The sequence below is a fragment of the Microcoleus sp. N9_A2 genome, from assembly GCF_036701775.1.
Taxonomy (GTDB): domain Bacteria; phylum Cyanobacteriota; class Cyanobacteriia; order Cyanobacteriales; family Microcoleaceae; genus Microcoleus.
This window is the reverse complement of the sequence record NZ_JAUBRH010000002.1, coordinates 87,956-109,943: the sequence shown is the minus strand read 5'-3', so window position 1 is coordinate 109,943 and position 21,988 is coordinate 87,956. Positions and strand designations below refer to the sequence as shown.

The following is a 21,988-nucleotide window of genomic DNA, read 5'->3' as shown; positions in this document are numbered from 1 at the left end:
TTGACTGTTGACTAATTTAAAAGATACGATCGCCCAACCAACCTCCCAGCCACAGCCCAAAACCGGAAGTAGCCACCAACAGGATAAACGTATAAAGCCCGCTGCCGTTGTGGATCAACCTTTCAGCAGCTACCATCCGCGCCACAACTCCAGCAATAATCCCGATCGCAGCCCAAGCCCCATAAACACTCTTCCCGGTGAGGCCGAAGGCTTGGTCGATCGCCCCCGAACCAGCCCCAGCCAAAACCCCCGCCCACGCCCCAATCCCCAGCCCGATCGCACCTCGGAGCCCGACGGGGCCGCCAGAATTCACCCCTAGTTCCGTCGCCAGCCCGCACGTCAAGCCGACAATCGCCCAACACACCGCCGCCACCAACGCCTTAACCCAATTCCCAGAACCCGTTCCCGCCATCAATCCCACCACTGTCACCACTCCCCCTACAGCCAAAACAGCAGCCACAGCCCGCGACTCGGCCTCAGAACTGGCGATCGCCCCCAAACCAGCTCCAACAGCGCCCCAAGCAGCCCCTGTTACCATTCCTCCAGCCTGAAAACCGGCGATCGACCCCCCTACCGCCCCAGCTAAAACTAACGCTGCCAGCCACACTCTAGGCGTTGCCGAACCCTCCGCCAGCAAAATCGCGGCCCACAGCCAATCTGCACCGCAGATTAAAGCCCACATCCACAGCGGGGCCTGAGATTTTGTCAAAATCCAACCAGTCAAAGCGTAACTCGCCACAGCGATTGCCAGCGGCCACCAAGGGAAGCTTGAATAGTGTTGAGATGGCCGCACTTCCCTCGGCGCGCTTCGTGGTTTTGAGTATTGAGTTGAAAATTCAGTTTTCCTTTTCGAGGTAAGCTTTCGATAGTGTTGAGATGGCCCTGCTTCCCTCGCAACGCTTCGCCCTGGTTGCTTTCTTCCCCGCCGCGCTGCCCGATTTTGAGTGGTAAATCGTTTCTTGCTTGAAGAGTTCTTTTGAGTTTGAAATTTTTGGGAGGTGGCTTTTGGGCGGGTTTGACGGCGCTGGGAACCAGGCCTGGCCGCTGATTTTCCAGAACGCCTTCTCAGCGGCTTTTCCGGCGCAGGGGGCGGTGGCTGCTGAAACTGTTTTTCTATCGACCTCGATGATTCAGGCTGACTCAGAAACAACACCAACTGCTGGTAAGCTTGATTAATTTCTGTTAATCGTTGTTGAGCTTTTTGTTGCAGGCGATCGTTGTGGGCAAACCGATCGGGATGCCACACAAACGCTAAATCCCTGTAAGCGCGCTTAATTTCTTCTAAGGAAGTTCCAGGCTCAATTTCGAGGATTTCGTAGCATCGATTAATGTCAGCCATAGGCTTCGGGCAGGTGTTTGTAAATTCGCGTGAAGCGAAGCTATCCCCTAGGGAATCGTACTTAACATCTTCTACTATTCTCAGCCAAGCTGCACAGTAAGCCGAGATCCGATCGAGTGTCAAGCGTCCTCAAGTCTGCGGGCCATCCTTCCGGTCGATCAATGCAGGCGGACAACTGAGTACAATGAGAAAATCCTTTCGTGCGATCGGTATTTGTGTCTGTGTCGGCAAATCAAGCTCCCATCTTCATCTTAGTTGACGGCCACTCCCTGGCCTTTCGCTCCTACTTCGCCTTTGCCAAAAGTCGAGACGGAGGCTTGCGAACTACGACAGGCATTCCCACCAGCGTCTGTTTTGGCTTTCTCAAGTCGCTGCTGGAAGTTATGGCCGCCCACGACCCCCAGTACATGGCGATCGCCTTTGACCTCGCCACACCCACATTTCGCCACGAAGCAGACGAAACTTACAAAGCCGGTCGTGCGGAAACTCCCGAAGATTTTATTCCCGATATCAAAAACCTGCAAGAACTCCTCACCTATTTGAATTTACCAGCAATAACTGCTCCCGGCTACGAGGCGGACGATGTTTTGGGAACTTTGGCAAACAAAGCCAGCGCGGCGGGTTATCAGGTTAAAATCCTCACGGGCGATCGAGATTTGTTTCAATTAGTAGAAACCGAAAAACAAATCAGCGTATTATATTTGAGTACCGATGAACTCAGGCGATCGGGCAAAGGCAAATCCCAAGAATACGGCCCGGAAGAAGTCAAAGCCAAACTCGGTATTTTGCCCGAACAAGTAATAGATTACAAATCCCTCTGCGGCGACAAATCCGACAACATCCCCGGAGTCAAAGGCATCGGCGACAAAACCGCCCTGCAATTGCTGGAAGCTTACAATTCCCTTGATGGAATTTATGCAGCCATAGACGAGATTAAAGGAGCAACTAAGAAAAAGCTAGAAGAAGGCAAAGAAGCTGCTTATCATTCTCAACGCATGGCGACAATTGTCCAAGACGTGCCATTAGAAATCAACTTAGAAGATTGCCAGTTGATAGGTTTTGACGAATCAGCCTTGATTCCCATGCTGGAAAAGTTGGAATTTAAGACATTTTTAAACAAAGTTAAACAAATTCAAAAGCGTTTTGGTGGCGTAGAAGAACCATTGGCAAAGGGCGGGCAAGATGCCCACCCCACAATCAATTCAATCGACAGTGGAACAGGCATCTTGACTGTTGCCGACAGTGGAACAGGTATCTTGACTGTTGCCGACAGTGGAACAGGCATCTTGCCTGTTGCTTTGGGCGGGCAAGATGCCCACCCCACAATAGATAAGTCACCTGCAACTTCTGAAAGTTCAGAAGCAGATGAATTGTGGTTTTGGACTCATGATGACACCAAAGCCGCCCAGCAGGAAAACCAACTGCCAATTAAACCCCGAATAATTCAAACAACCGAACAGTTAAACGAATTAGTCCAACTGCTGGAAACCTACACGGACAAAGCCTCACCCGTGGCGTGGGATACCGAAACCACCGCCTTAGAACCGCGAGACGCCGAATTAGTCGGAATTGGCTGCTGTTGGGGAACCGGAGAACAAGATTTAGCTTACATTCCCACGGGACACAAAACGGGCACAAACTTGGACAAAGCCACAGTTTTAAATGCTTTGCGTCCGATTTTGGAAGGTGAGAATTATCCGAAGGCGCTGCAAAATGCTAAATTTGATCGATCGATCCTGCGCTGTCAAGGAATTAAACTAGCCGGAGTCGTCTTCGACACCATGCTAGCCAGTTACGTACTCAACCCAGAAACTACCCACAGCCTCAGCGAATTGTCAAGGAAATACTTAGTCGAGTCAGAAGACAATCACAGTGTCAGCGAATCGTTAAGGGAATACTTACGCAATAATCCCAAAAATTATAATCAATTAGTACCAAAAAACAAAACAATTGCTGACATCAGCATTCGAGAAGTAGCCGACTACTGCGGCATGGATGTTTACACTACATTTCACTTAGTTGGGGAACTTAAAGCCAAATTGAAGGAAGCTGATGAATCTAGCTTTCCCGAAAAAACTTTGGAGGGGTTATTGCTGGAAGTAGAACAGCCGTTAGAACCAGTTTTAGCCGAAATGGAATACTGCGGAATTCGCATTAATTCAGCTTACCTGCAAGAACTTTCACAACAGCTAGAAAAGAGCTTAACAGAAATAGAAGAAAAGACTTATCAAGCCGCGGGGAGAAAGTTTAATTTAGGTTCCCCGAAACAACTCAGCGAAATCTTGTTAGAAAAAATTCCGGCTCAGTTTCAGAAAAAGTCTCGCAAAACTAAGACAGGATACTCTACAGACGCGGCTGTCTTGGATAAATTGCAAGGAGACCACCCGATTGTAGACGATTTATTAGAACACCGAACATTATCCAAGTTGAAATCAACTTATGTCGATGCTTTGCCGCAGTTAGTGCGTGCGGATACCGGGCGAGTGCATACAGATTTCAACCAAGCTGCAACGGGTACGGGAAGGCTTTCTTCTTCCAATCCCAATTTACAAAATATTCCCATCCGCACCGAGTTTTCGCGGCAAATTCGCAAGGCTTTTTTACCGGAAGCAGGTTGGCTGATGGTGTCGGCTGACTATTCTCAAATCGAACTGCGAATTTTGGCTCATTTGAGTCAAGAACCTCTCCTGGTAGAAGCTTACAAAAATAATCAAGATGTGCATACCTTGACGGCTCAACTGTTGTTTGAAAACGAAACAATAACGCCCGATGAAAGACGGTTTGGCAAGACGATTAATTTTGGGGTAGTTTATGGTATGGGGGCGATTAAGTTCGGGCGCTCGATGGGCAAAACGCCCGCAGACGGCAAAGAGTTTATTAAGCGATTTAACGAGCGTTACAGTAAGGTTTTTGAATTTTTGGAGAAAGTAAAAAAAGAGGCGATCGCCCTCGGCTATGTTACCACAATTCTAGGCCGCCGCCGCTATCTAAACTTTGACAAAAATGGCAGCCTCCGCCGCTTACAAGGCAGCAATCCCGAAGACATTCGCTCAAACGAACTTAAATCTCTCAGCAGAGATGACGCCCAATCTTTGCGGGCGGCAGCCAACGCTCCCATTCAAGGTTCCAGTGCTGATATCATTAAACTTGCCATGATTGAGGTACACAAAATTTTGCAAAACTATCAGGCGCGGCTGCTGCTGCAAGTTCACGATGAATTAATCTTTGAAGTACCTCCCGATGAATGGGAAGAATTGCAGCCGAAAATTAGAAGTGCGATGGAAAATGCTCTGCCACTTAGCGTACCGCTGATAGTTGACATCCACGCTGGGCAAAATTGGATGGAAACTAAATAAAACACAGAAATATGAGCCAAACTAAAATCGCCATTTTCCCCAAAATAAAAACCTTAAGTGCAGTTGCTCTGCTATTGCTACTATTTGGTTGTCCGCAAAAGTTTGCACCGAATAACTATGCTGTCAAGCGAGTCAGCGACGGCGACACCCTTGTCGCCAGCGATAGCGCCGGCAAAGATATCAAAGTGCGTTTTGCCTGCATAGATGCACCGGAAGTCGCGCACACCAATGCTGAAAAAAATAGCAAAGCAGCAGCAAAAAAAAATCAGTTTAAGTGGGGAAATCTAGCGCACCAAAGAATGCAGCAGCTTGTCAATCAAGGGGGCGACCGCGTTGTTTTGACCGTCACCGATACTGACCGCTACGGTCGCAAAGTTAGCGAAGTTCGCTTGCCAAACGGCACATTTGCCCAAGAAGTTTTGATCCGCGAAGGATTAGCAATGGTTTACCGTCCTTACTTGAAAAACTGTCCGAGTGCAAGTATTCTGGAACAAGCGGAAGCCGAAGCTAAGAAAAATCGCCGCGGCGTTTGGGGAGATTCTAAGTTTGTTCCTGCTTGGAATTTTCGGAACAGTGATAAATGATCGGAAGCAGGAAGAAGCCCGATGGAAGCCGGAAGAAGGAAGAGGGTAGAAGTACGAACTAACTCTTGCCTTCGGAGTTTTGTTCGTCTAGTATAGCCACAAGTTTCAGCCTATTTGTATATGGACAGGGACTGAATTATGTTATTTACCTGGAATCTGCGAACCTGTATCAGAGATTTACAGTCTTGGACTCACTCAGGTCTTGTTAAACCCGGTCTATACTATAAATTTTAGGTTTAGCTGCGCCGCGTCCGCCCAGAAACTGGTTGCTCAGCGGATGCCGCCCTAATTTAGTACAATACAATCAGGACGAGGTTCTGCTCCTACGGTCTGCAATCTGTGGAGTTTCGGCGATAGCTGACGCCAGATTCATCTAAAACCAGACATGAGTTCGAGCGCACTTTTCTCCGACCTGTTTTTTCGGAAAAGTCAACAAATGTGATAGGCTCCAGATAAACTAATAGACTGCTGACAAAAGCGGTCTATTGCAATCACCCAAAATTAACTTTAAGGGACATCAATGAATTTCAAACATCTGGTTATTTCCGGCCTGGCGCTGATCCTCGGTACTGCAATTGTAGGAAATGCGATTGCTCAAGAACTGACCGAAAACGAAAAAACGGTTATTTGTCGCTTAAAAACAGAAGTTGACCAGCGGAAAGGCAACGGTCAAAAATTAGTATTTGTGCCGTTGCTGGGCCAAGTTCGCAAGCAAGTTTCATCTCCTTTTAGAGCAACGCTGCATCCTAATGTGGAGTATGTTTTTGTTGCCACTTGCGACGGAAATTGTCAGGATTTAAACTTATCTCTCAAGGATGCCAGCGGTCAGGAAATCGCTGTGAGTCAAAAAACAGGCGAACTGGCGTCAATCTCTTTTACTCCCCCATCCCAAGGCGAATATCAAATCAGTGCTAAGCCTGGGGAATGCACGACGGCGGAGGGTTGCAGTTACGGCCTGGGAATCTTCGTTCCTGCCTCTGCAAACGTACCTAATGCTTCAAGAATTCCTGCTGAGATAGCACAATTTCGACTTTGCCAGTAGGGGAACAGCGATAGAGTTGTGGGTTGCGAGTAGAGTAGAGTTTTCAATCAGAAATCTAACTCGTAACTTGCAACTTATAACTCGCGACTTAGATCGCAACCACGCCCGACGGTGAGTACGTTCTTAATTATTACTGAAACCATGCCTTTGACTGGTTCTTCCTTCTTGCTTCTGCTATAATTTGTGACGCATAACTCGTCCAAACTGTCAAGCCGATCGAGCTGTGGAACCCTGCAAAGACCCAATAACTACCGAAACCTAGTCCGAAGCCAGAACTTTATTTACCCTCCGGCAGGCATCAATTAGAATATAGATGGTGCCTCTCAAAGGTGACGAGTACATTGCCCATGTCTTTAACCTTAGCTTTGAAAAATCAACTGCAGAACCGTCCTCAAATAGGGTTGAAAAGTCTGTTGGGCCGCTTGGGTATCAGGCAGAAAATCGGCTGCGGATACGCCTTGGTCATTAGTATTGCCGTTTTGGGTGCTGTGGCGGGACGGGGAGTAGAATCCTATCACAAACAGCAAGTTAGAGAAAAACTAGCGATCGACCGAGACAAAGCGGAAATCTTAACAAACCTCAATCACACGGTGCAGGAAGTCAGAATTCAGCAGCAAGAGCTCGCGAGTCTGACGACCAAACCGCAAATTTTCGATCGCGAACGATCGGAATTCCTGACTCGCGTTGCTCAGATGAGCGGCATCCTCGAACAACTGCAAACCCTACCGCCGACGAAGAATGCCGAGATTGCCAAAGACTACCAACAGCTTCAACAGTTCGCTCAAGTCAACGGCAAAACCGTAGAATCATACTTTCAACAAGTACAAAAATTGTTGGCTACTGCGAAATTATCTGCTTTGAATCCGAAGCAGCAGCAGGCTTTGGGGCAGAACTTGAACAATTTTGTGGCGGGCGAAACTGCTTTGAAACTCAAACAGTTTTCCGAGGATTCAGCCCAACTGGCCACCAACTTTCGCGATAAAGCAGATGAGGCATTTAGAACCTACGAGCAAGCAGAAAAACTTGGAACTCTGATTCTGGTTGGCTCTCTAGCAGTATCCGCTGGTCTGGCAGCCGTACTTGCAGCATACACCAGCCGGGCGATCGCTCGCTCCTTAGAAGCCACCACCCTCATCGCTCAGCGAGTGACAGAAGAATCAAACTTTGATTTGCAAGTACCCGTCACTACCTCTGACGAAGTGGGAATGCTGGCAATTGCTCTCAACGAACTGATTCAGCGGGTAGCAGAATATACAGAAGACTTGCACGAAGCAAAAGTAGCAGCCGAAGCTGCCAACCGCTCCAAAAGTGCATTTCTCGCCAACATGAGCCACGAACTACGCACCCCCCTCAACGCCATCATTAACTACAGCGAAATGCTGCAAGAAGATGCTCAAGATTCCGGTTCAGAAGACTTTCTCCCGGACTTAGAAAAAATTCAAACCGCAGGCAAACACCTGCTGGATATGATTAGCGACATCCTCGACATTTCCAAAATAGAAGCCGGTCACGTCACGCTTTATTTGGAAAACTTCGACGTGGCAACGATGATTGAAGAAGTGATGACTACGGCTCAACCGCTAGTAGAAAAAAAAGGCAATGCTTTAGCATTGAAAACAAAAGGCGAACTCGGCACAATGTACGCCGACCAACCCAAAGTGCGGCAAATTCTCCTCAATTTGCTCAGCAATGCTGCCAAATTTACCGAAAAAGGCGTCATTACTATCGCCGTCGAAAGAATCAAAATTGAAAAATCAAGATCGGCGAAACAAAATAAAAATAATGATTTTCAATCGGGTTCAAACTACACTTCTCAAGTTTTAATGTTTCGAGTCAGCGACACCGGCATCGGCATGACGGACGAGCAATTAGAGCAGATATTCAAACCTTTTACCCAAGCTGATGCTTCGACTACCCGCAAGTACGGAGGCACTGGTTTGGGATTGACAATTAGCCAGCGTTTGTGTCAAATTCTCGGCGGCGAAATTAGCGTCGAAAGCGAAGACGGTAAAGGTTCAACTTTTATTGTCAGTCTCCCGGAACGGGTGGTGATGCAGGCTTGAAAACAGTTGACAGTTGACAGTTGGCAGTTGACAGTTGGCAGTTGGCAGTTGGCAGATATTCAAGGAAAAAGAAAGAGGGAGGAAGGAATAGATAAATTTTAAAATCTATTGATATATTAATTATCAAAATAAAGAATAATAGACCTCTTGCAAAAATAATTAGAACGGACTCTGGGGCCCATCCCATCAATTGATGAAAAGGATTTTTGCAAGAAGTCTAATTAACAACCCGATCCGGACTAACGCACAGACTCTATCTGTAGGTGCGCCGTGTGCAACTTACATATAGGGGTTATGCGTAAGTTTTGATAATTCCCAGGTTTTGACCTGGGAATATAGCAATCTTAAAGAACAAAGCCTTGTACAAAAGTAGTTTTCAAGACTCCTTCAAAAGTGCGTTCTGTCTTGTCCACCAGCACAACGACATTGCGCCTGTTCGGAGACAAACGAACTTCTCGGATTGAATAAGAGAACACCCAATCTTGAAAATTGTTCAGCGTTCCGAGGACACGCTGCCGACCGTTATGATTAATTACAAGACGCATTGCCGCGCTTTCTTTGCCAGCCGAAGCATTTTTTTGCCGCTGTTCCAGACGAATTTGTAAAGGCTTTGCTGTATTGACTTTGACGGCGACGGTCTCGCTTCTATTGGCTCCGGGAGTACGAGAAATAATGTTCAGTTTAGTTCCAGCTTTGGGAGGAGTTAACTTCAAAGTTTGCCTGTTATTCCAACTTTTTTTAAGCAAGTCATCTTCTGCCATTTTAGTGCTTTTATTCGAGTCTGGCTCGCCATATTTAGTTTCGATACACCCATTTTTGATGCAGGAATTTGCAGCAACTCGAACAATTTGTAATTCTGCTTTGGGAATTCCCGCTCCTGTATCTCTGGAACTTTCTAAATACAAGTAGTAATTGCTGTCGGCGGAAAAACCCGACATCCGGTGTGCGGCACGCCAGGTATTTGCCCAAGCTTCAGGGGCTACTGCGATCGCGGCACTTGCTATAATACCTAACGAAATTAAAGGTAAAATTTTCATAGTTATATTTTCCAGGTGTGAGAGTTATAGCGGCTGTTATTGATGAGTAAAACAATAACGCTTTGGGTTTAGCTATAGGACTGTGACGCTTCTCAAGTCCTCTCTCCTATTTACATAGATGTTTCTCCATTTTCCGCAGGAAACTGTTTAAGAATATGCCGTTTTTTCAAGTGGCACTAGCAAGCATTTTTAAGGTGAGAGTTGCTTTTATCCAAGAGTGCAACTTTTAGGGGCGACAGTTTGCTTTTCGCTGCCAGAGACTGCGACAAAGGACGGAAATACCTATCTAAAGATAGGGGAACACCGATCCGATCGCCCTTCGCAACTCCCTACAATGAGAATTGTACGGGCGATCGAGCAATTGCCTCTACAGCACTCATCATTTTCAATTCAGGGAATCAAAATTTATGCAACCGAATAATCCAAACCAATTTACCGAAAAAGCCTGGGAAGCCCTCGCGCGCACCCCAGAAGTTGTCAAAGCAGCCCAACAGCAACAGCTAGAAAGCGAACATTTGATGAAAGCTTTGCTGGAACAAGAATCGGGACTGGCTAGCAGTTTATTTAATAAAGCTGGAGTGACTATCGCCAAATTGCGCGATCGCACTGATGAGTTTATCAGCCGCCAGCCGAAAATCACTGGCGCTGGCGGCAACGTTTATCTCGGTCGTTCCCTAGATACCCTGCTAGACAGGGCTGAAGCTTATCGCAAAGAGTACGGCGATGAATTTATCTCGATCGAGCATTTGATACTAGGGTACGTTAAGGACGATCGCTTCGGCAAAAATCTGCTGCAAGAATTTAAACTAGATGAAGCCAAGCTCAAAAATATTATTACCCAAGTCCGGGGGAACAACAAAGTGACAGACCAAAATCCAGAAGGCAAATACGAAGCGCTGGAAAAATACGGCCGAGATTTGACAGAAGCCGCACGTCAAGGCAAACTCGATCCAGTTATCGGACGGGATGACGAAATCCGCCGCACGATTCAAATATTGAGCCGCCGCACCAAAAATAATCCGGTATTGATTGGGGAACCGGGAGTAGGAAAAACTGCGATCGCCGAAGGACTCGCCCAGCGAATTATCACCGGAGATGTGCCGCAATCTCTCAAAGACAGACAATTAATTAGCTTAGATATGGGCGCGTTAATTGCCGGTGCAAAATTCCGGGGAGAATTTGAAGAACGTTTGAAAGCGGTGCTCAAAGAAGTGATGGACAGCAACGGCAAAGTCATCTTATTTATCGATGAAATTCACACCGTTGTCGGGGCCGGCGCGACTCAAGGCTCGATGGATGCCGGCAACTTGCTAAAACCCATGTTAGCGAGGGGAGAATTGCGCTGTATCGGTGCTACAACTCTCGACGAATACCGCAAATATCTCGAAAAAGATGCTGCCTTAGAACGCCGTTTTCAACAAGTGTATGTTGACCAGCCGACAGTAGAAGATACTATCTCTATTCTGCGGGGTTTGAAGGAACGGTATGAAGTTCACCACGGTGTAAAAATTTCTGACAGCGCGCTAGTGGCTGCGGCTACTTTGTCTACTCGATATATTAGCGATCGCTTCCTGCCCGACAAAGCTATTGACTTAGTGGATGAAGCAGCCGCTAAACTTAAAATGGAGATTACTTCCAAGCCGGAAGAATTAGACGAAATCGACCGCCGGATTTTGCAGCTAGAAATGGAAAGACTGTCGCTGCAAAAAGAAAGCAACACAGCTTCGATCGAACGCTTGGAAAGACTGGAAAAAGACTTAGGCAATCTCAAGGAACAGCAAAGCGGTTTGAACGCCCAATGGCAATCAGAAAAAGGTGTCATCGGTAGCATTCAAACAATCAAAGAACAGATGGACAAAGTGAATATTGAAATTCAACAAGCTGAATTAAAATATGACCTGAACCGCGCTGCTGAGTTGAAATATAGCAAGTTGACCGAGTTGCAAAAACAATTGCAAGAAGCCGAAGCTCAACTGACAGCAACTCAAACTACTGGTAAAACTTTACTCAGGGAAGAAGTCACGGAATCTGACATTGCCGAGATTATTTCTAAGTGGACGGGAATCCCGATCAGCAAGTTAGTTGAATCGGAAATGCAGAAACTTTTGTACTTGGAAGATGAACTGCACAAACGGGTAATCGGACAGAATGAAGCGGTGACGGCGGTTGCAGATGCAATTCAACGATCGCGCGCGGGTTTAGCCGATCCAAATCGTCCCGTTGCGAGTTTTATCTTCCTCGGCCCCACTGGTGTAGGTAAAACCGAGTTGGCGAAAGCATTAGCATCTTATCTCTTTGACACCGAAGAGGCGATCGTGCGAATTGATATGTCGGAATACATGGAGAAACACGCAGTTTCGCGCTTAATCGGTGCGCCTCCGGGATACGTTGGCTACGATGAAGGCGGACAATTAACTGAGGCTGTCCGCCGCCGTCCCTATTCGGTAATTCTATTCGATGAAATCGAGAAAGCGCACCCGGATGTATTCAATATCATGCTGCAAATTCTGGATGACGGCCGCGTTACCGATGCTCAAGGTCACACAGTAGACTTTAAGAATTCTGTGATTATTATGACATCGAATGTCGGCTCTCAATACATCTTGGATGTGGCGGGAGATAACGAAAAAATGCGGAGTCTGGTGATGGAGGCGATGCGGGGAACTTTCCGCCCAGAATTCTTGAACCGGATTGATGAAACGATTATTTTCCACGGTTTGAGTAAGCCGGAATTGCGGCAGATTGTGCTGTTGCAAGTGAAGCGGTTGGAAAAACGGTTGGCCGATCGCAAAATGTCTCTGAAATTGTCGGAATTGGCGATCGACTTCTTAGCAGAAATTGGTTACGATCCGGTTTACGGTGCGCGGCCTCTGAAGCGGGGAATTCAACGCGAGTTGGAAACGCAAATGGCGAAGGGTATTTTGCGGGGAGATTTTGCTGACGGCGATACCATTTTTGTGGATATCGAGAATGAAAGGTTGGCGTTTAAGCGGCTGCCGGCTCAGTTGGTGACTGCGAAATAATTTGAGTAGGGTGGGCTGCGGCCCACCTTATTTTTTTTGAGGCGGTGGTTCTTTTTTTGACCGCAGATGTAGGCGGATGGACGCGGATGGGATTGCGGGCGATCGTTCTTAAGGGCGATCGCTTTCTGATTTATCTTTTTTCTGCTCTTGGCGTTCTCTAACAGATTTAGTCAGCAGGTACGTTGCCAAACTGCTAACGGATCTGCTGTCTTCTTCTGCCCATTCTTCCAGAGCTTTTTGAATCTCCTCTGGCAAGTATGCGGTAACTCGTCCCCGTGAAGCCATTCGTTGTACTGCAAAACATTTCAACAAAATCCATCTTACGCCGTTTTGAGTTAAAACCGATAAAATTATTTCATTTTATGTCGTTTTATATTATTGTACGTCATAATGTGTTATGCTGCCACCTGTAAACAGTCAAAAGCCAGCCCCTTACTGTGGAAGGTTCCGGGCTGGCTCTGGCTCCAACATTCAATGGAGACGAATTCTATGATGACATATAAACAACGCTTGTGTTGTTGGGCGATCGCCCGTCTGTTACCCACTCAGCAATGGATTATTGTTGCCCGCTTCCGCAGCCGTTCAGATGCAGACGGGCATTTTCAGTTTCTGCGACAAACTATACCTCACGTTAAGTTTGAGGTTGTGTTCGATCGCAGTGGGGAAAGTCACCGTTTATCGGCGTTGGGCCGTCCTTCCAATCCTGTCACCAGCGCGTTATAAAGGGTAATTTGCGCGGCGGTTTCAGTTAAATAAACATTGGCGATCGCACTTTTTTTGATAAGTGCGATCGGCCGTACCCTCTCAGCCAAATCAGAATTTATACTGGGGTGGCCTCAAGACTAAAATTCTCGGAACAGGACTTTCTCAACCTTGGGCTGTGGTAAAATGATCGTATCCACAACACTTTCTCGTTACTTAAAAATATGCGATCGAAACTAGAAGAAATTACGCTTCAAGACAGAAATGCTGCAGAAATGGAAATTCGCGATAATCGGCAGCAAATTAATTACGACACCAAACAGTATCCAGTCGAAATACTCGTTCAAAAATATATGGAAGGAATTGACGATGATACTAATAAGTTGTTTATTCCTGACTACCAACGTGAAATGACTTGGGATGAAGCAAGGCAATCAAAGTTTATCGAATCTGTAATTTTGGGGCTACCAATACCTTATCTATTCGTTGCTGATATCGGTGATGATGAAAATGATGAATCACGTTTAGAGATCGTAGACGGTGCAGAACGCATTCGTACTCTAACCAGATTTGTCAACAACGAATTAACCTTAAGTGGACTGAAAAAATTAGAGCATTTGAATGGATTTAAGTTTAGTGATTTACTCATGCCTCGTCAGAGGCATTTCAATCGAACTACACTTCGGGTAATCCAACTAAGCAAAACTGCAAATGAGGAATTCCGAAGAGATTTATTTGAGCGGCTACAATCATTTTAATAGCAAAGTAAATACATTTGAAAGAGAGCCAAAAATCTCTGGGTATTAGTTTGGGAAATAAAAAATTTGTTGTGTGTATTGAATATGTCTGCGATCGACTGCTAGGATAATCATGGAAACTGTACTATTCGACTTTAATACACGCGCTAAAGATGTGGATGATTACTTCATTTTTCTGGAGAGCTTGGAAAAACAGACAACAAAGTTAGCTGTATTCGATCCTGCTGGCACATACAAAATACAAAGTCTCGATCCTGAGTTAGCAAAAACCCTGAGAGCTAATGGTTTTTTGTTACTGTATAACTTAGTTGAATCCACTATGCGAAATGCGATTGAAGCCATATTCCAGGATCTCAAAAATAAAGGAATCTCCTTTGACCGACTCAAACCCAAAATCAAAGTAATTGTCCTCCAAAATCTGAAAGACCGTTCTCCTCAAAAAATTCATTTAACAATCAACCAAATCTCTACAGATATCATCACAGCTACATTTGAGCGCGAGGAACTGTTTTCAGGAAATGTGGATGCTAGGTTGATTAAAGAAATAGCAGAAAAATATGGTTTTTCATATCAAACAGACTTTACTAAGACCAAGAACGGGCAAAATCTTGTAGTTGTTAAAAGCAACAGGAATGATTTGGCGCATGGGATTAAGTCTTTTGAGGAAGTGGGGCAAGATCAGGCTATTGAGGAACTATTAGAAATGAAGGAAGAAGTCGTAGAGTATTTGACGCAAATACTGGAAAATATCAGAGATTATCTTGACAATGAAGAGTATTTGGAGTTACCCGCAGGTACTCCTTAATTTTTATAGTTCTAGACTCGCAGGTGTCCAGAAACCGGGTTTTTGCAAGAATACTTCCTACAGCCTGCAGAAACAGCAAAAAACCAGGTTTCTCGCGCCATCAACCTAAAATGACGCAATTACGTTAAAAAACCGGGTTTTGGCGGCCAGAACTGATAACTTACTTACGCACCATTACAGACTTAATTACAGCATTCGGGTGATACTTATTAGTCTGATAAAATCCCCCTTGACCAGCGCCATAAACTCCCCCAAATTGTTTTCCTTCAGCCTTGGGAACAAACATAATGTTTCTAGTGGGTTGCTTGGCAAATACAACCCCTTCTCTCATTTCATTATCCACGTTATAAGATAAAGTAGCCTTACCGTAAATTGCCTCAGCTTGTTTCAGAGTCATTCCCGGCCCAACGCCCTGAACTGTTTTATAATTAGAATTATCAGTCATTAAAAGTTCAATGACATCCGAATCTTTTAGCTTTGTACCGGCAGCGTAGATAATCCGATATTGCACTTTTCCAGACTGGCTGACAGCCACAGCATCAAAGTCTACCATAAAAGGAGACTGTACCTTAAACTGGGCCGTGGAACCCAGAGCCTTTTTCAATTGTCCGAAAGTCATCCCCACCTTCGCCGCTCCAATTGTGCGATCGGAAATTGTTAAACTTGCAGCAGATGTTTTTTTAGCAGCATTTGCCGCTTGTGGCAGCGCCTTTGTAGCCCCAGGCGCAACAGCGGAACCCGGAACCGAAATTAAAGTGAGGTAACTGCCGATCGCCAGCAAAGCAGCTATCATTGATCCAGACAAAACTTTAACATTCAACATGACTAATTCTCCTAGATTTCAAATGCGACTATCTACCCGCATCTTTTTGACTATCCTGGGCCTCACCCTCCTAGTTTGGATTCTCAGAGGTGTTGGCCTCTTGACATTCATTCCCGGTGGTCTCATTTGGATACTGATTTTGCTGTCTTTTGTTGCGGGCATCCTCAGCACTTTACTCCGTCGGTAAGCCAGCATCCGGCAAATAACACATAACAATTAACAATTCAAAATTAACAAATTATTTTAATTTTGATTGTTTAATAGCCTTTCCCACCGTCACATTTAACTGAGCGCCGATCAGCATCACCAAAGAAGAAATATCCAGCCACAGCAGCAACACAATAAAACTTCCGATTGTGCCGTAAGCCCAACTAAAATTGCCCACATGCAAAACATAAAACCGAAATAAAGCTGAAAACAGTGCCCACAAAATAGCGGCAAAAACAGCTCCCGACAAAATAGGAATATCTGGTTGGTGGCGGCTCGGCCCGTAGCGGTAAACAAAGGCAAAGGCAACTGATACAATGCCCAAAGAAATCGGCCACCGCCACAGCCGCCAAACAGCTAATAGTTGCGACTCTAAAGGGCAATTGCCGGCGAGGAGCAAGCAATTTTGGACATCTTTTAAATCGCAATTGGCGACGGACTCCAGCAGGCAACTCTGGCGGGCAATAGCTTGTACAATTAAGTCGCTGACCAATACTACTCCCGATGCTAGAATTAACAGCACAATTGTACCGATACTCAGCGCCAGAGAAATAAGTTTGGCTTTCCAAAATGGTCTAGTTCGATCGCTCGGGATGTCATGGATGCGATCGAGTGCAGCCATCGCCGCGCTCATTACTCCAGAAAATGCCCAAATCGCCCCAAGAAAGCTCACCGAAAATAGCCCTTTACTCCGAGTTAACAGAATTTCTTTGATTAAGCCACCAATTAAATTCCGCACGTCATCGGGTATAACTTCGCCCAAAAGACGGGCGATTTGATACAGTGTTGACTGCAAAGGTTCAAACAGGGCGATCGCAGATAAGATAGCCAACAGCCCCGGAAACAGCGCCAGCATAGAATTGTAGGCCATTTCTGCAGACAGCCCCGGCAAGCGCTGCTCTCCTGCCTTCGCGCCGACTTCCTTGAGCGTGCGCCAAGTCAAACACCGACAAAACAGCCAAAAACCACCAAATTTCCGTTTGAGAGTTCGAAGCAGCCTTAAAAGCGCCTTAAACAAAGCTAAAATCAGGTAGCGCAACCAGTAAAAAATGTTCATAGCGCACAGGCAACGAGGCGAAAGATGAGGTACACAAGTCGTTAATTAATTAAGCCATTATCAACTCGCAATTGCCAATTCCCAATTGCCAATTCCCAATTCCCCAATTCCCCAATCTAAAATCTAAAATCTAAAATCAATATTATGGATCAGGATGTCAGACAGTGGTTAGATGAAATCAAGCGGCTGCAACAGCAGTTAACAGAAGTTTCGCGCGATCGAGATGAGGCCGGTGAAAGTGCGACTCAGTGGCGCCAACTCTACAATACCGAAGCCGAGCAGCGGCGGAATGATGCTAAATTAACTCAGCAAAGCATCGCTTCTCTGGAAGCACAAATAGAGCAATTACAAAATTTTTCCCCCATTATGCCCGAAGGCGATGATGCTGGAGTTGCTCGCCTGCAGGAAGTCGCACAACTGGAAACAGTAGGCGAACTTAAAGCTAAGTTAGCAGAAGTTCTCCAAGAGCGCGATCGGGCGATCGAACAAGTTAAACAACTCACTCAAGCCCTCAAACAAGAAGAAGCCCGCCACGCCGAGACTAGCAAAAATTTAACTAGCGCCCTCGGAGATGCCGTTGACTTGCTCACGAAAGCCCAAAATCCTGCCCCTAGAAAAACAGAGACAGCATATTCTTTAGAAATCGTACCTGTTACCACGGGAAATCCGGGCGAAAGTGCGATCGAAATCCGCCACAATCGGGCAGAACTTTCGCCTTCTAAAAATCAGTTACTTCAGCTACCGCCTTTTAGTGAGTAATGATTAATCATACCAAATCCGCTTTTATCATCCGTCTTTTATTCAGTCCGCGCTTCAGTGGACTTCGTGTGTGTGTCGTAGCGATTTCACTCGCCGATTGATAAAATCGCTAACAAACCAGGATTGATATGATGCCTAACTTTTAAGCAAAAACCACAGTCCGATTGCCATAAACTAAAACACGATTTTGTAAATGATATCGCACGGCTCTTGCTAACACAACTCTTTCTAAATCTTTACCTTTGCGAACCAAATCAGACACTTCATCGCGGTGACTGACGCGCACAACATCTTGTTCGATAATCGGACCAGCATCTAAATCTGGTGTAACATAGTGAGCTGTTGCACCGATAATTTTGACCCCTCTTTCATAAGCTCTTTCGTAGGGATTTGCACCCACAAACGCGGGTAAAAATGAATGGTGAATATTAATTACATTGGGAAAATTTATGATAAAGTCTTGACTCAAGATTTGCATATATTTAGCCAAAACTACTAAATCAATCTTATATTTTTTAATAATTTCTAACTGTTGTGCTTCTTGAATAGCTTTATTGTCTTTAGTAATGGGAATATACTCAAAGTCGATACCGTATTGTGCGGCAAGAGGCTTTAAATTTTGATGGTTGCTGATGATCAGCGGAATTTCACCTCTGATTTCTTGAGATTGTTGTCGCCAAATCAAGTCTAATAAACAATGATCTTGACGGCTTACCCAGATCGCGATGCGTCGAATTTTTTGGGAGAAATGCAATTGCCAATTGGCTTGTAAGTCCTTGGCAATTTCACTAAAAGTAGGTGTTATTTGTTCGGTGGTTAAATCAAAATCATCTAATTGCCATTCTAGCCTGCTTAGAAATAATCCAGCGGTAAAATCTGTATGGTGATCCGCGTGGATGATATTGCCGTTGTGGGAGGCGATAAAATTGGCAAGTAAGGCGACGAGTCCTTTGCGATCGGGACAGGCAATTAACAGGGTTGCAGTAGGGCTAGTCATAATATAAGGACAAAATTGTCTCGCTGAGTCGATCGAGAAAAAATCGATATCACAGGGGTTTATTGATACGCTTGGGGGCGGGTTCTTCGGCCCACCCCACAATGGATTTTAACTGAGAGTGTAACAGGGATCTTGCCTGTTTCTATGGGCTTACGGGCGGGTTCTTCGGCCCACCCCACAAGAGATTTTCACTAAGAGTGGAACAGGCATCTTGCCTGTTTAGATCTTCCTTCTTCCTTCTTCCCTGTTCCCTCTTCCTTCTTCTAAAATCCCATCGCCCCAGCTACTGCATCCAAACTCGGAGCAATGCCGCTTTTAAATTGATTGTTGCTGTGATTAATTGCCGTATCCGGGTCTTTCAAACCGTTACCAGTCAACACACAAACCACCGTCGCCCCAGTCGGAACTTGGTCTTTCACCTTCAGCAAGCCGGCCACAGAAGCTGCACTCGCCGGTTCGCAGAAAATTCCTTCCTCGGATGCTAACAAACGGTAAGCGTCGAGAATTTCGGCGTCGGTGACAGCGGCAAAACTGCCGCGGCTGGCTTCGGAAGCGGAGATCGCCTGTTTCCAGCTAGCCGGGTTGCCGATCCGAATCGCCGTCGCCAAGGTTTCTGGGTTCGCCACTGGTTGGCCTGTTACTAAAGGTGCAGCCCCGGCGGCTTGAAATCCCATCATCCGTGGTAGTCGCGAACATTTTTTGGCTTGGTGGTATTGACAAAAACCCATCCAGTATGCTGTGATGTTTCCCGCATTTCCGACGGGAATGCACAGCCAGTCGGGGGCGTCGCCTAAAGCGTCAACGACTTCAAAAGCTCCGGTTTTTTGACCTTCCAAGCGGTAAGGATTCACGGAGTTGACTAATGTCACCGGATAATTGACAGCCATTTCGCGGACAATTTCTAAAGCTCGATCGAAATTTCCGCCAATCGAAATTACTTCCGCACCGTAAAGCAAAGCTTGCGCCAGCTTGCCCAAAGCCACGTAACCTTCGGGAATCAACACGAAAGCTCGCATTCCCCCGCGTCGGGCGTAGGCGGCGGCCGAGGCCGAAGTATTGCCGGTACTGGCGCAAATTACTGCCTCCGCACCAGCTTCCTTCGCCTTGGAAATCGCCATTGTCATCCCCCGGTCTTTGAAACTACCAGTGGGGTTGAGGCCGTCGTATTTCACCAAGACGCGCACGTCTCTACCGATGAGAGAGGCGATCGCAGGTGCTGGAATCAGAGGAGTATTGCCTTCTTGGAGAGTGACTACCGGCGTGGTTTCCGTCACCGGCAGGTAGGGGCGATAAGCTTCGATCAAGCCGGGCCAGCCGTAGCGTTTCGGCAAGGCTGCGGGGGCAGCGGAGTTAGCAACAGAGTCAGCAACAGAGTCAGTAGCAGGTAGAATCAGGGTCACGATGTCAATGGTTTTAGGCAATGGCCAAGGAATTTACACTAATTTTAGCTCGATCGGTTAATTTGATGTTTAATACGATCGGTTCAGGTTAAAGTAACTTAATGGTGTGAATGTGTAGATATGTCTACTCAATTACTAATGTCAAATAATTCATCCACTCTTTCCCGGCCTCAAGTCACCGCGAGCAATCCCGAAATGGCTAGTTCTTCTACCCTATCGACCAGTTTTGCCCGCAAAGTAGATTTGGTAAAGTGCCCCTACCAAGCCGACCAGCAAGTTAAGTTCCTGCACTTGCAAGCGGAAATCGAATCCTTGCTGCTGGAAGTGCAAAGCCTCAAACAGCAACGGTCGATCGCTGGCTTGCCGGCTCTAGACCCCATTTCTGGCAGCAACAGCAATTAGCAGACAACAGTCGCTAATGCTAACTGTGCTGCCCCTGTGTTATAAAAACGAATGTTTTGCTACCCGCAGTATTTTTTGCCAAAAGTGCTAGAAATTCCTAACTGCGGATAGCGATCGCTAGCATTTGCTAAAACGCGCTTGCCTACTGCTCAACTCGTCTGCCACAAGCTGGCAACGAGCTGACATTTTACTGCGCTTTTTTATGGCGCTAATTTGTTAAGCCATGCTCATGGCATACGGAGAATCGAAATCTATTTATGACAGCATCGATCGAAAAACCACTAAATTTGACATCCGCAAGTGACACTTCCAACCTGCGCCTGAAAGATATTCTCAAAACCCTGCCGCGGGAAGTATTTGTCAAAAACCCCCGCAAAGCTTGGACAAAAGTAATCGTCAACGTTCTTTTAGTTGCTGTCGGTTACTGGGGAATAGCAGTCTCTCCTTGGTTTCTACTGCCCCTGATGTGGATTTTCACAGGCACCGGATTAACCGGTTTTTTTGTGATCGGCCACGACTGCGGCCATCGGTCATTTGCTAACCGCCGCTGGGTAAACGATTTAGTCGGACATCTCGCATTTCTGCCGTTAATTTTCCCGTTTCACGCATGGCGGCATGGACACAATTATCACCACAAGCACACCAACAAAATTGGCGAAGATAATGCTTGGCAGCCGATGACAGCAGCCGACTACGCTGCCGCGCCCAAAGCCTTACAAATAGCTTATAGTTTAATCTTCGGCCCGATGTGGTGGGTTGGCTCGATCGCCCACTGGGCAAAAGTACACTTTAAGTGGTGGCGCTTCAAAGGCAAACAGCAGCAAGAACAAGTGCGGTTTTCTGTGTTAGTAGTTTTAATCGGTGCTGCGATCGTATTTCCGACTTTAATTGCCACCACAGGCATTTGGGGATTCATCAAATTTTGGTTGATGCCCTGGATGGTTTACCATTTCTGGATGAGCACTTTTACCATTGTTCACCACACAGCACCAGACATTTCATTTAAAAAACCCGAAGAATGGAACGAAGCCCAAGCGCAACTATCGGGAACAGTTCACTGCGACTATCCCCGCTGGGTAGAGTTTCTGTGCCACGACATTAACGTGCACGTTCCTCACCACCTTTCAACTGCTATACCCTGGTACAATTTGCGCCTCGCCCACAGCAGCTTAAAGGAAAATTGGCAAGATCATCTCTACGAAACAGAATTTTCTTGGTCTTTAATGAAGCGGATTGCCGACAACTGTCACCTATACAATCCGGCTGGCGGTTATCAAACATTGCAGGAATTTAACGCTAAAACAAAGTAAGTTTTAAACGCGATAAATGCCAGAAAAACCCGGTTTGTCAAACACAACCGGGTTTTTCGATATTACAATCCGTAGCTTTTGTAATGGACAGAATCCGCGCCATACTGTCAATAAGCGGGTGTGCATCTAATTTTACAGTCAATTTTTCTACAATTCTTGTGGAACGGGCATCCTGCCCGTCTCTGTATTCAATTTAGATGCGTAACAGCTTATCACAATCCGTACCATTATTAAATCAGTCATTCCCAATCTAAAATCTAAAATCTAAAATCTAAAATCTAAAATCTAAAATCTAAAATCTAAAATCTAAAATCTAAAATCTAA

General features: G+C 46.0%; 18 protein-coding genes. 11 read left to right on the top strand and 7 right to left on the bottom strand.

The genetic code is table 11. The features are described 5' to 3' along the window. Positions 1-16: 16 nt before the first annotated feature. Entirely contained in the window at positions 17-1,339 is a 1,323-nt protein-coding gene (locus QUA44_RS01705) for a J domain-containing protein (protein ID WP_333247775.1), read from the bottom strand. A 200-nt stretch (positions 1,340-1,539) separates the two neighbouring features. On the opposite strand from QUA44_RS01705, the gene polA reads away from it, so the two are divergent. The 4 genes from polA to QUA44_RS01685 all read left to right on the top strand — a co-directional run bounded on the left by polA (position 1,540) and on the right by QUA44_RS01685 (position 8,384). Beyond that, entirely contained in the window at positions 1,540-4,695 is a 3,156-nt protein-coding gene (polA, locus tag QUA44_RS01700; protein ID WP_333247776.1) for a DNA polymerase I, read from the top strand. 11 nt (positions 4,696-4,706) lie between these two features. Further along, positions 4,707-5,279 (top strand): thermonuclease family protein, encoded by a 573-nt coding sequence (locus tag QUA44_RS01695; protein WP_333247777.1) that lies wholly within the window; start codon positions 4,707-4,709, stop codon positions 5,277-5,279. A gap of 520 nt (positions 5,280-5,799) precedes the next feature. Then, positions 5,800-6,321 carry a hypothetical protein gene (locus tag QUA44_RS01690; RefSeq protein WP_333247779.1) on the top strand — a complete coding sequence of 174 codons (522 nt, stop codon included), beginning with the start codon at positions 5,800-5,802 and terminating at the stop codon, positions 6,319-6,321. 347 nt (positions 6,322-6,668) lie between these two features. Further along, on the top strand, positions 6,669-8,384 hold the full coding sequence (locus tag QUA44_RS01685) for an ATP-binding protein (RefSeq protein ID WP_333247781.1): 1,716 nt from the start codon (positions 6,669-6,671) through the stop codon (positions 8,382-8,384). A 344-nt stretch (positions 8,385-8,728) separates the two neighbouring features. Here the strand turns inward: QUA44_RS01685 and QUA44_RS01680 are convergent, their stop codons facing one another. Next, on the bottom strand, positions 8,729-9,421 hold the full coding sequence (locus tag QUA44_RS01680; RefSeq protein ID WP_333247783.1) for a DUF2259 domain-containing protein: 693 nt from the start codon (positions 9,419-9,421) through the stop codon (positions 8,729-8,731). A 407-nt stretch (positions 9,422-9,828) separates the two neighbouring features. On the opposite strand from QUA44_RS01680, the gene clpB reads away from it, so the two are divergent. After that, positions 9,829-12,444, top strand: coding sequence for an ATP-dependent chaperone ClpB (clpB, locus tag QUA44_RS01675; protein ID WP_333247785.1), 2,616 nt, complete (start codon positions 9,829-9,831; stop codon positions 12,442-12,444). A gap of 108 nt (positions 12,445-12,552) precedes the next feature. Here the strand turns inward: clpB and QUA44_RS01670 are convergent, their stop codons facing one another. After that, on the bottom strand, positions 12,553-12,729 hold the full coding sequence (locus QUA44_RS01670; RefSeq protein ID WP_096829277.1) for a ribbon-helix-helix domain-containing protein: 177 nt from the start codon (positions 12,727-12,729) through the stop codon (positions 12,553-12,555). Between the two features lie 204 nt (positions 12,730-12,933). Between QUA44_RS01670 and QUA44_RS01665 the strand changes: the two genes are divergently transcribed. The 3 genes from QUA44_RS01665 to QUA44_RS01655 all read left to right on the top strand — a co-directional run bounded on the left by QUA44_RS01665 (position 12,934) and on the right by QUA44_RS01655 (position 14,709). Continuing rightward, positions 12,934-13,167 (top strand): hypothetical protein, encoded by a 234-nt coding sequence (locus tag QUA44_RS01665; RefSeq protein ID WP_333247787.1) that lies wholly within the window; start codon positions 12,934-12,936, stop codon positions 13,165-13,167. 203 nt (positions 13,168-13,370) lie between these two features. Further along, the gene (locus QUA44_RS01660) at positions 13,371-13,904 is read left to right on the top strand and encodes a DUF262 domain-containing protein (RefSeq protein WP_333247789.1); all 534 of its coding nucleotides are present in this window, start codon (positions 13,371-13,373) and stop codon (positions 13,902-13,904) included. Between the two features lie 112 nt (positions 13,905-14,016). Continuing rightward, positions 14,017-14,709 (top strand): MAE_28990/MAE_18760 family HEPN-like nuclease, encoded by a 693-nt coding sequence (locus QUA44_RS01655; RefSeq protein WP_333247791.1) that lies wholly within the window; start codon positions 14,017-14,019, stop codon positions 14,707-14,709. Between the two features lie 160 nt (positions 14,710-14,869). Here QUA44_RS01655 and QUA44_RS01650 read toward each other — a convergent pair whose 3' ends face one another. Then, the gene (locus QUA44_RS01650; protein ID WP_333247793.1) at positions 14,870-15,532 is read right to left on the bottom strand and encodes a hypothetical protein; all 663 of its coding nucleotides are present in this window, start codon (positions 15,530-15,532) and stop codon (positions 14,870-14,872) included. A gap of 238 nt (positions 15,533-15,770) precedes the next feature. Further along, a complete protein-coding gene (locus QUA44_RS01645; protein WP_333247795.1) occupies positions 15,771-16,796 on the bottom strand; it encodes a YihY/virulence factor BrkB family protein in 1,026 nt (341 codons plus the stop codon). Between the two features lie 144 nt (positions 16,797-16,940). On the opposite strand from QUA44_RS01645, the gene QUA44_RS01640 reads away from it, so the two are divergent. Next, entirely contained in the window at positions 16,941-17,555 is a 615-nt protein-coding gene (locus QUA44_RS01640) for a hypothetical protein (RefSeq protein WP_333247797.1), read from the top strand. Between the two features lie 142 nt (positions 17,556-17,697). Here QUA44_RS01640 and purU read toward each other — a convergent pair whose 3' ends face one another. Together purU and thrC are read right to left on the bottom strand one after the other, a co-directional pair. Next, entirely contained in the window at positions 17,698-18,552 is an 855-nt protein-coding gene (gene purU, locus QUA44_RS01635) for a formyltetrahydrofolate deformylase (protein WP_333247799.1), read from the bottom strand. Positions 18,553-18,815: 263 nt separating this feature from the next. Continuing rightward, entirely contained in the window at positions 18,816-19,952 is a 1,137-nt protein-coding gene (gene thrC, locus QUA44_RS01630; protein WP_445243620.1) for a threonine synthase, read from the bottom strand. Positions 19,953-20,090: 138 nt separating this feature from the next. On the opposite strand from thrC, the gene QUA44_RS01625 reads away from it, so the two are divergent. Both QUA44_RS01625 and QUA44_RS01620 read left to right on the top strand, forming a co-directional pair. Next, positions 20,091-20,354: a hypothetical protein gene (locus QUA44_RS01625; RefSeq protein WP_333247801.1), complete on the top strand. Its 264-nt coding sequence runs from the start codon at positions 20,091-20,093 to the stop codon at positions 20,352-20,354. Between the two features lie 257 nt (positions 20,355-20,611). After that, a complete protein-coding gene (locus QUA44_RS01620; protein WP_333247803.1) occupies positions 20,612-21,664 on the top strand; it encodes a fatty acid desaturase in 1,053 nt (350 codons plus the stop codon). Positions 21,665-21,988: the final 324 nt, after the last annotated feature.

What these genes read in the sequence shown, in the direction of transcription:
- QUA44_RS01665 (WP_333247787.1), top strand. Translation starts at nt 12,934, where the DNA reads ATGATGACATATAAACAACGCTTGTGTTGTTGGGCGATCGCCCGTCTG.
- QUA44_RS01685 (WP_333247781.1), top strand. Translation starts at nt 6,669, where the DNA reads ATGTCTTTAACCTTAGCTTTGAAAAATCAACTGCAGAACCGTCCTCAA.
- QUA44_RS01655 (WP_333247791.1), top strand. Translation starts at nt 14,017, where the DNA reads ATGGAAACTGTACTATTCGACTTTAATACACGCGCTAAAGATGTGGAT.
- QUA44_RS01670 (WP_096829277.1), bottom strand. Translation starts at nt 12,729, where the DNA reads ATGGCTTCACGGGGACGAGTTACCGCATACTTGCCAGAGGAGATTCAA.
- purU (WP_333247799.1), bottom strand. Translation starts at nt 18,552, where the DNA reads ATGACTAGCCCTACTGCAACCCTGTTAATTGCCTGTCCCGATCGCAAA.
- QUA44_RS01645 (WP_333247795.1), bottom strand. Translation starts at nt 16,796, where the DNA reads ATGAACATTTTTTACTGGTTGCGCTACCTGATTTTAGCTTTGTTTAAG.
- QUA44_RS01620 (WP_333247803.1), top strand. Translation starts at nt 20,612, where the DNA reads ATGACAGCATCGATCGAAAAACCACTAAATTTGACATCCGCAAGTGAC.
- QUA44_RS01690 (WP_333247779.1), top strand. Translation starts at nt 5,800, where the DNA reads ATGAATTTCAAACATCTGGTTATTTCCGGCCTGGCGCTGATCCTCGGT.
- clpB (WP_333247785.1), top strand. Translation starts at nt 9,829, where the DNA reads ATGCAACCGAATAATCCAAACCAATTTACCGAAAAAGCCTGGGAAGCC.
- QUA44_RS01680 (WP_333247783.1), bottom strand. Translation starts at nt 9,421, where the DNA reads ATGAAAATTTTACCTTTAATTTCGTTAGGTATTATAGCAAGTGCCGCG.
- QUA44_RS01660 (WP_333247789.1), top strand. Translation starts at nt 13,371, where the DNA reads ATGCGATCGAAACTAGAAGAAATTACGCTTCAAGACAGAAATGCTGCA.
- QUA44_RS01705 (WP_333247775.1), bottom strand. Translation starts at nt 1,339, where the DNA reads ATGGCTGACATTAATCGATGCTACGAAATCCTCGAAATTGAGCCTGGA.
- QUA44_RS01640 (WP_333247797.1), top strand. Translation starts at nt 16,941, where the DNA reads ATGGATCAGGATGTCAGACAGTGGTTAGATGAAATCAAGCGGCTGCAA.
- QUA44_RS01625 (WP_333247801.1), top strand. Translation starts at nt 20,091, where the DNA reads ATGTCAAATAATTCATCCACTCTTTCCCGGCCTCAAGTCACCGCGAGC.
- QUA44_RS01650 (WP_333247793.1), bottom strand. Translation starts at nt 15,532, where the DNA reads ATGTTGAATGTTAAAGTTTTGTCTGGATCAATGATAGCTGCTTTGCTG.
- QUA44_RS01695 (WP_333247777.1), top strand. Translation starts at nt 4,707, where the DNA reads ATGAGCCAAACTAAAATCGCCATTTTCCCCAAAATAAAAACCTTAAGT.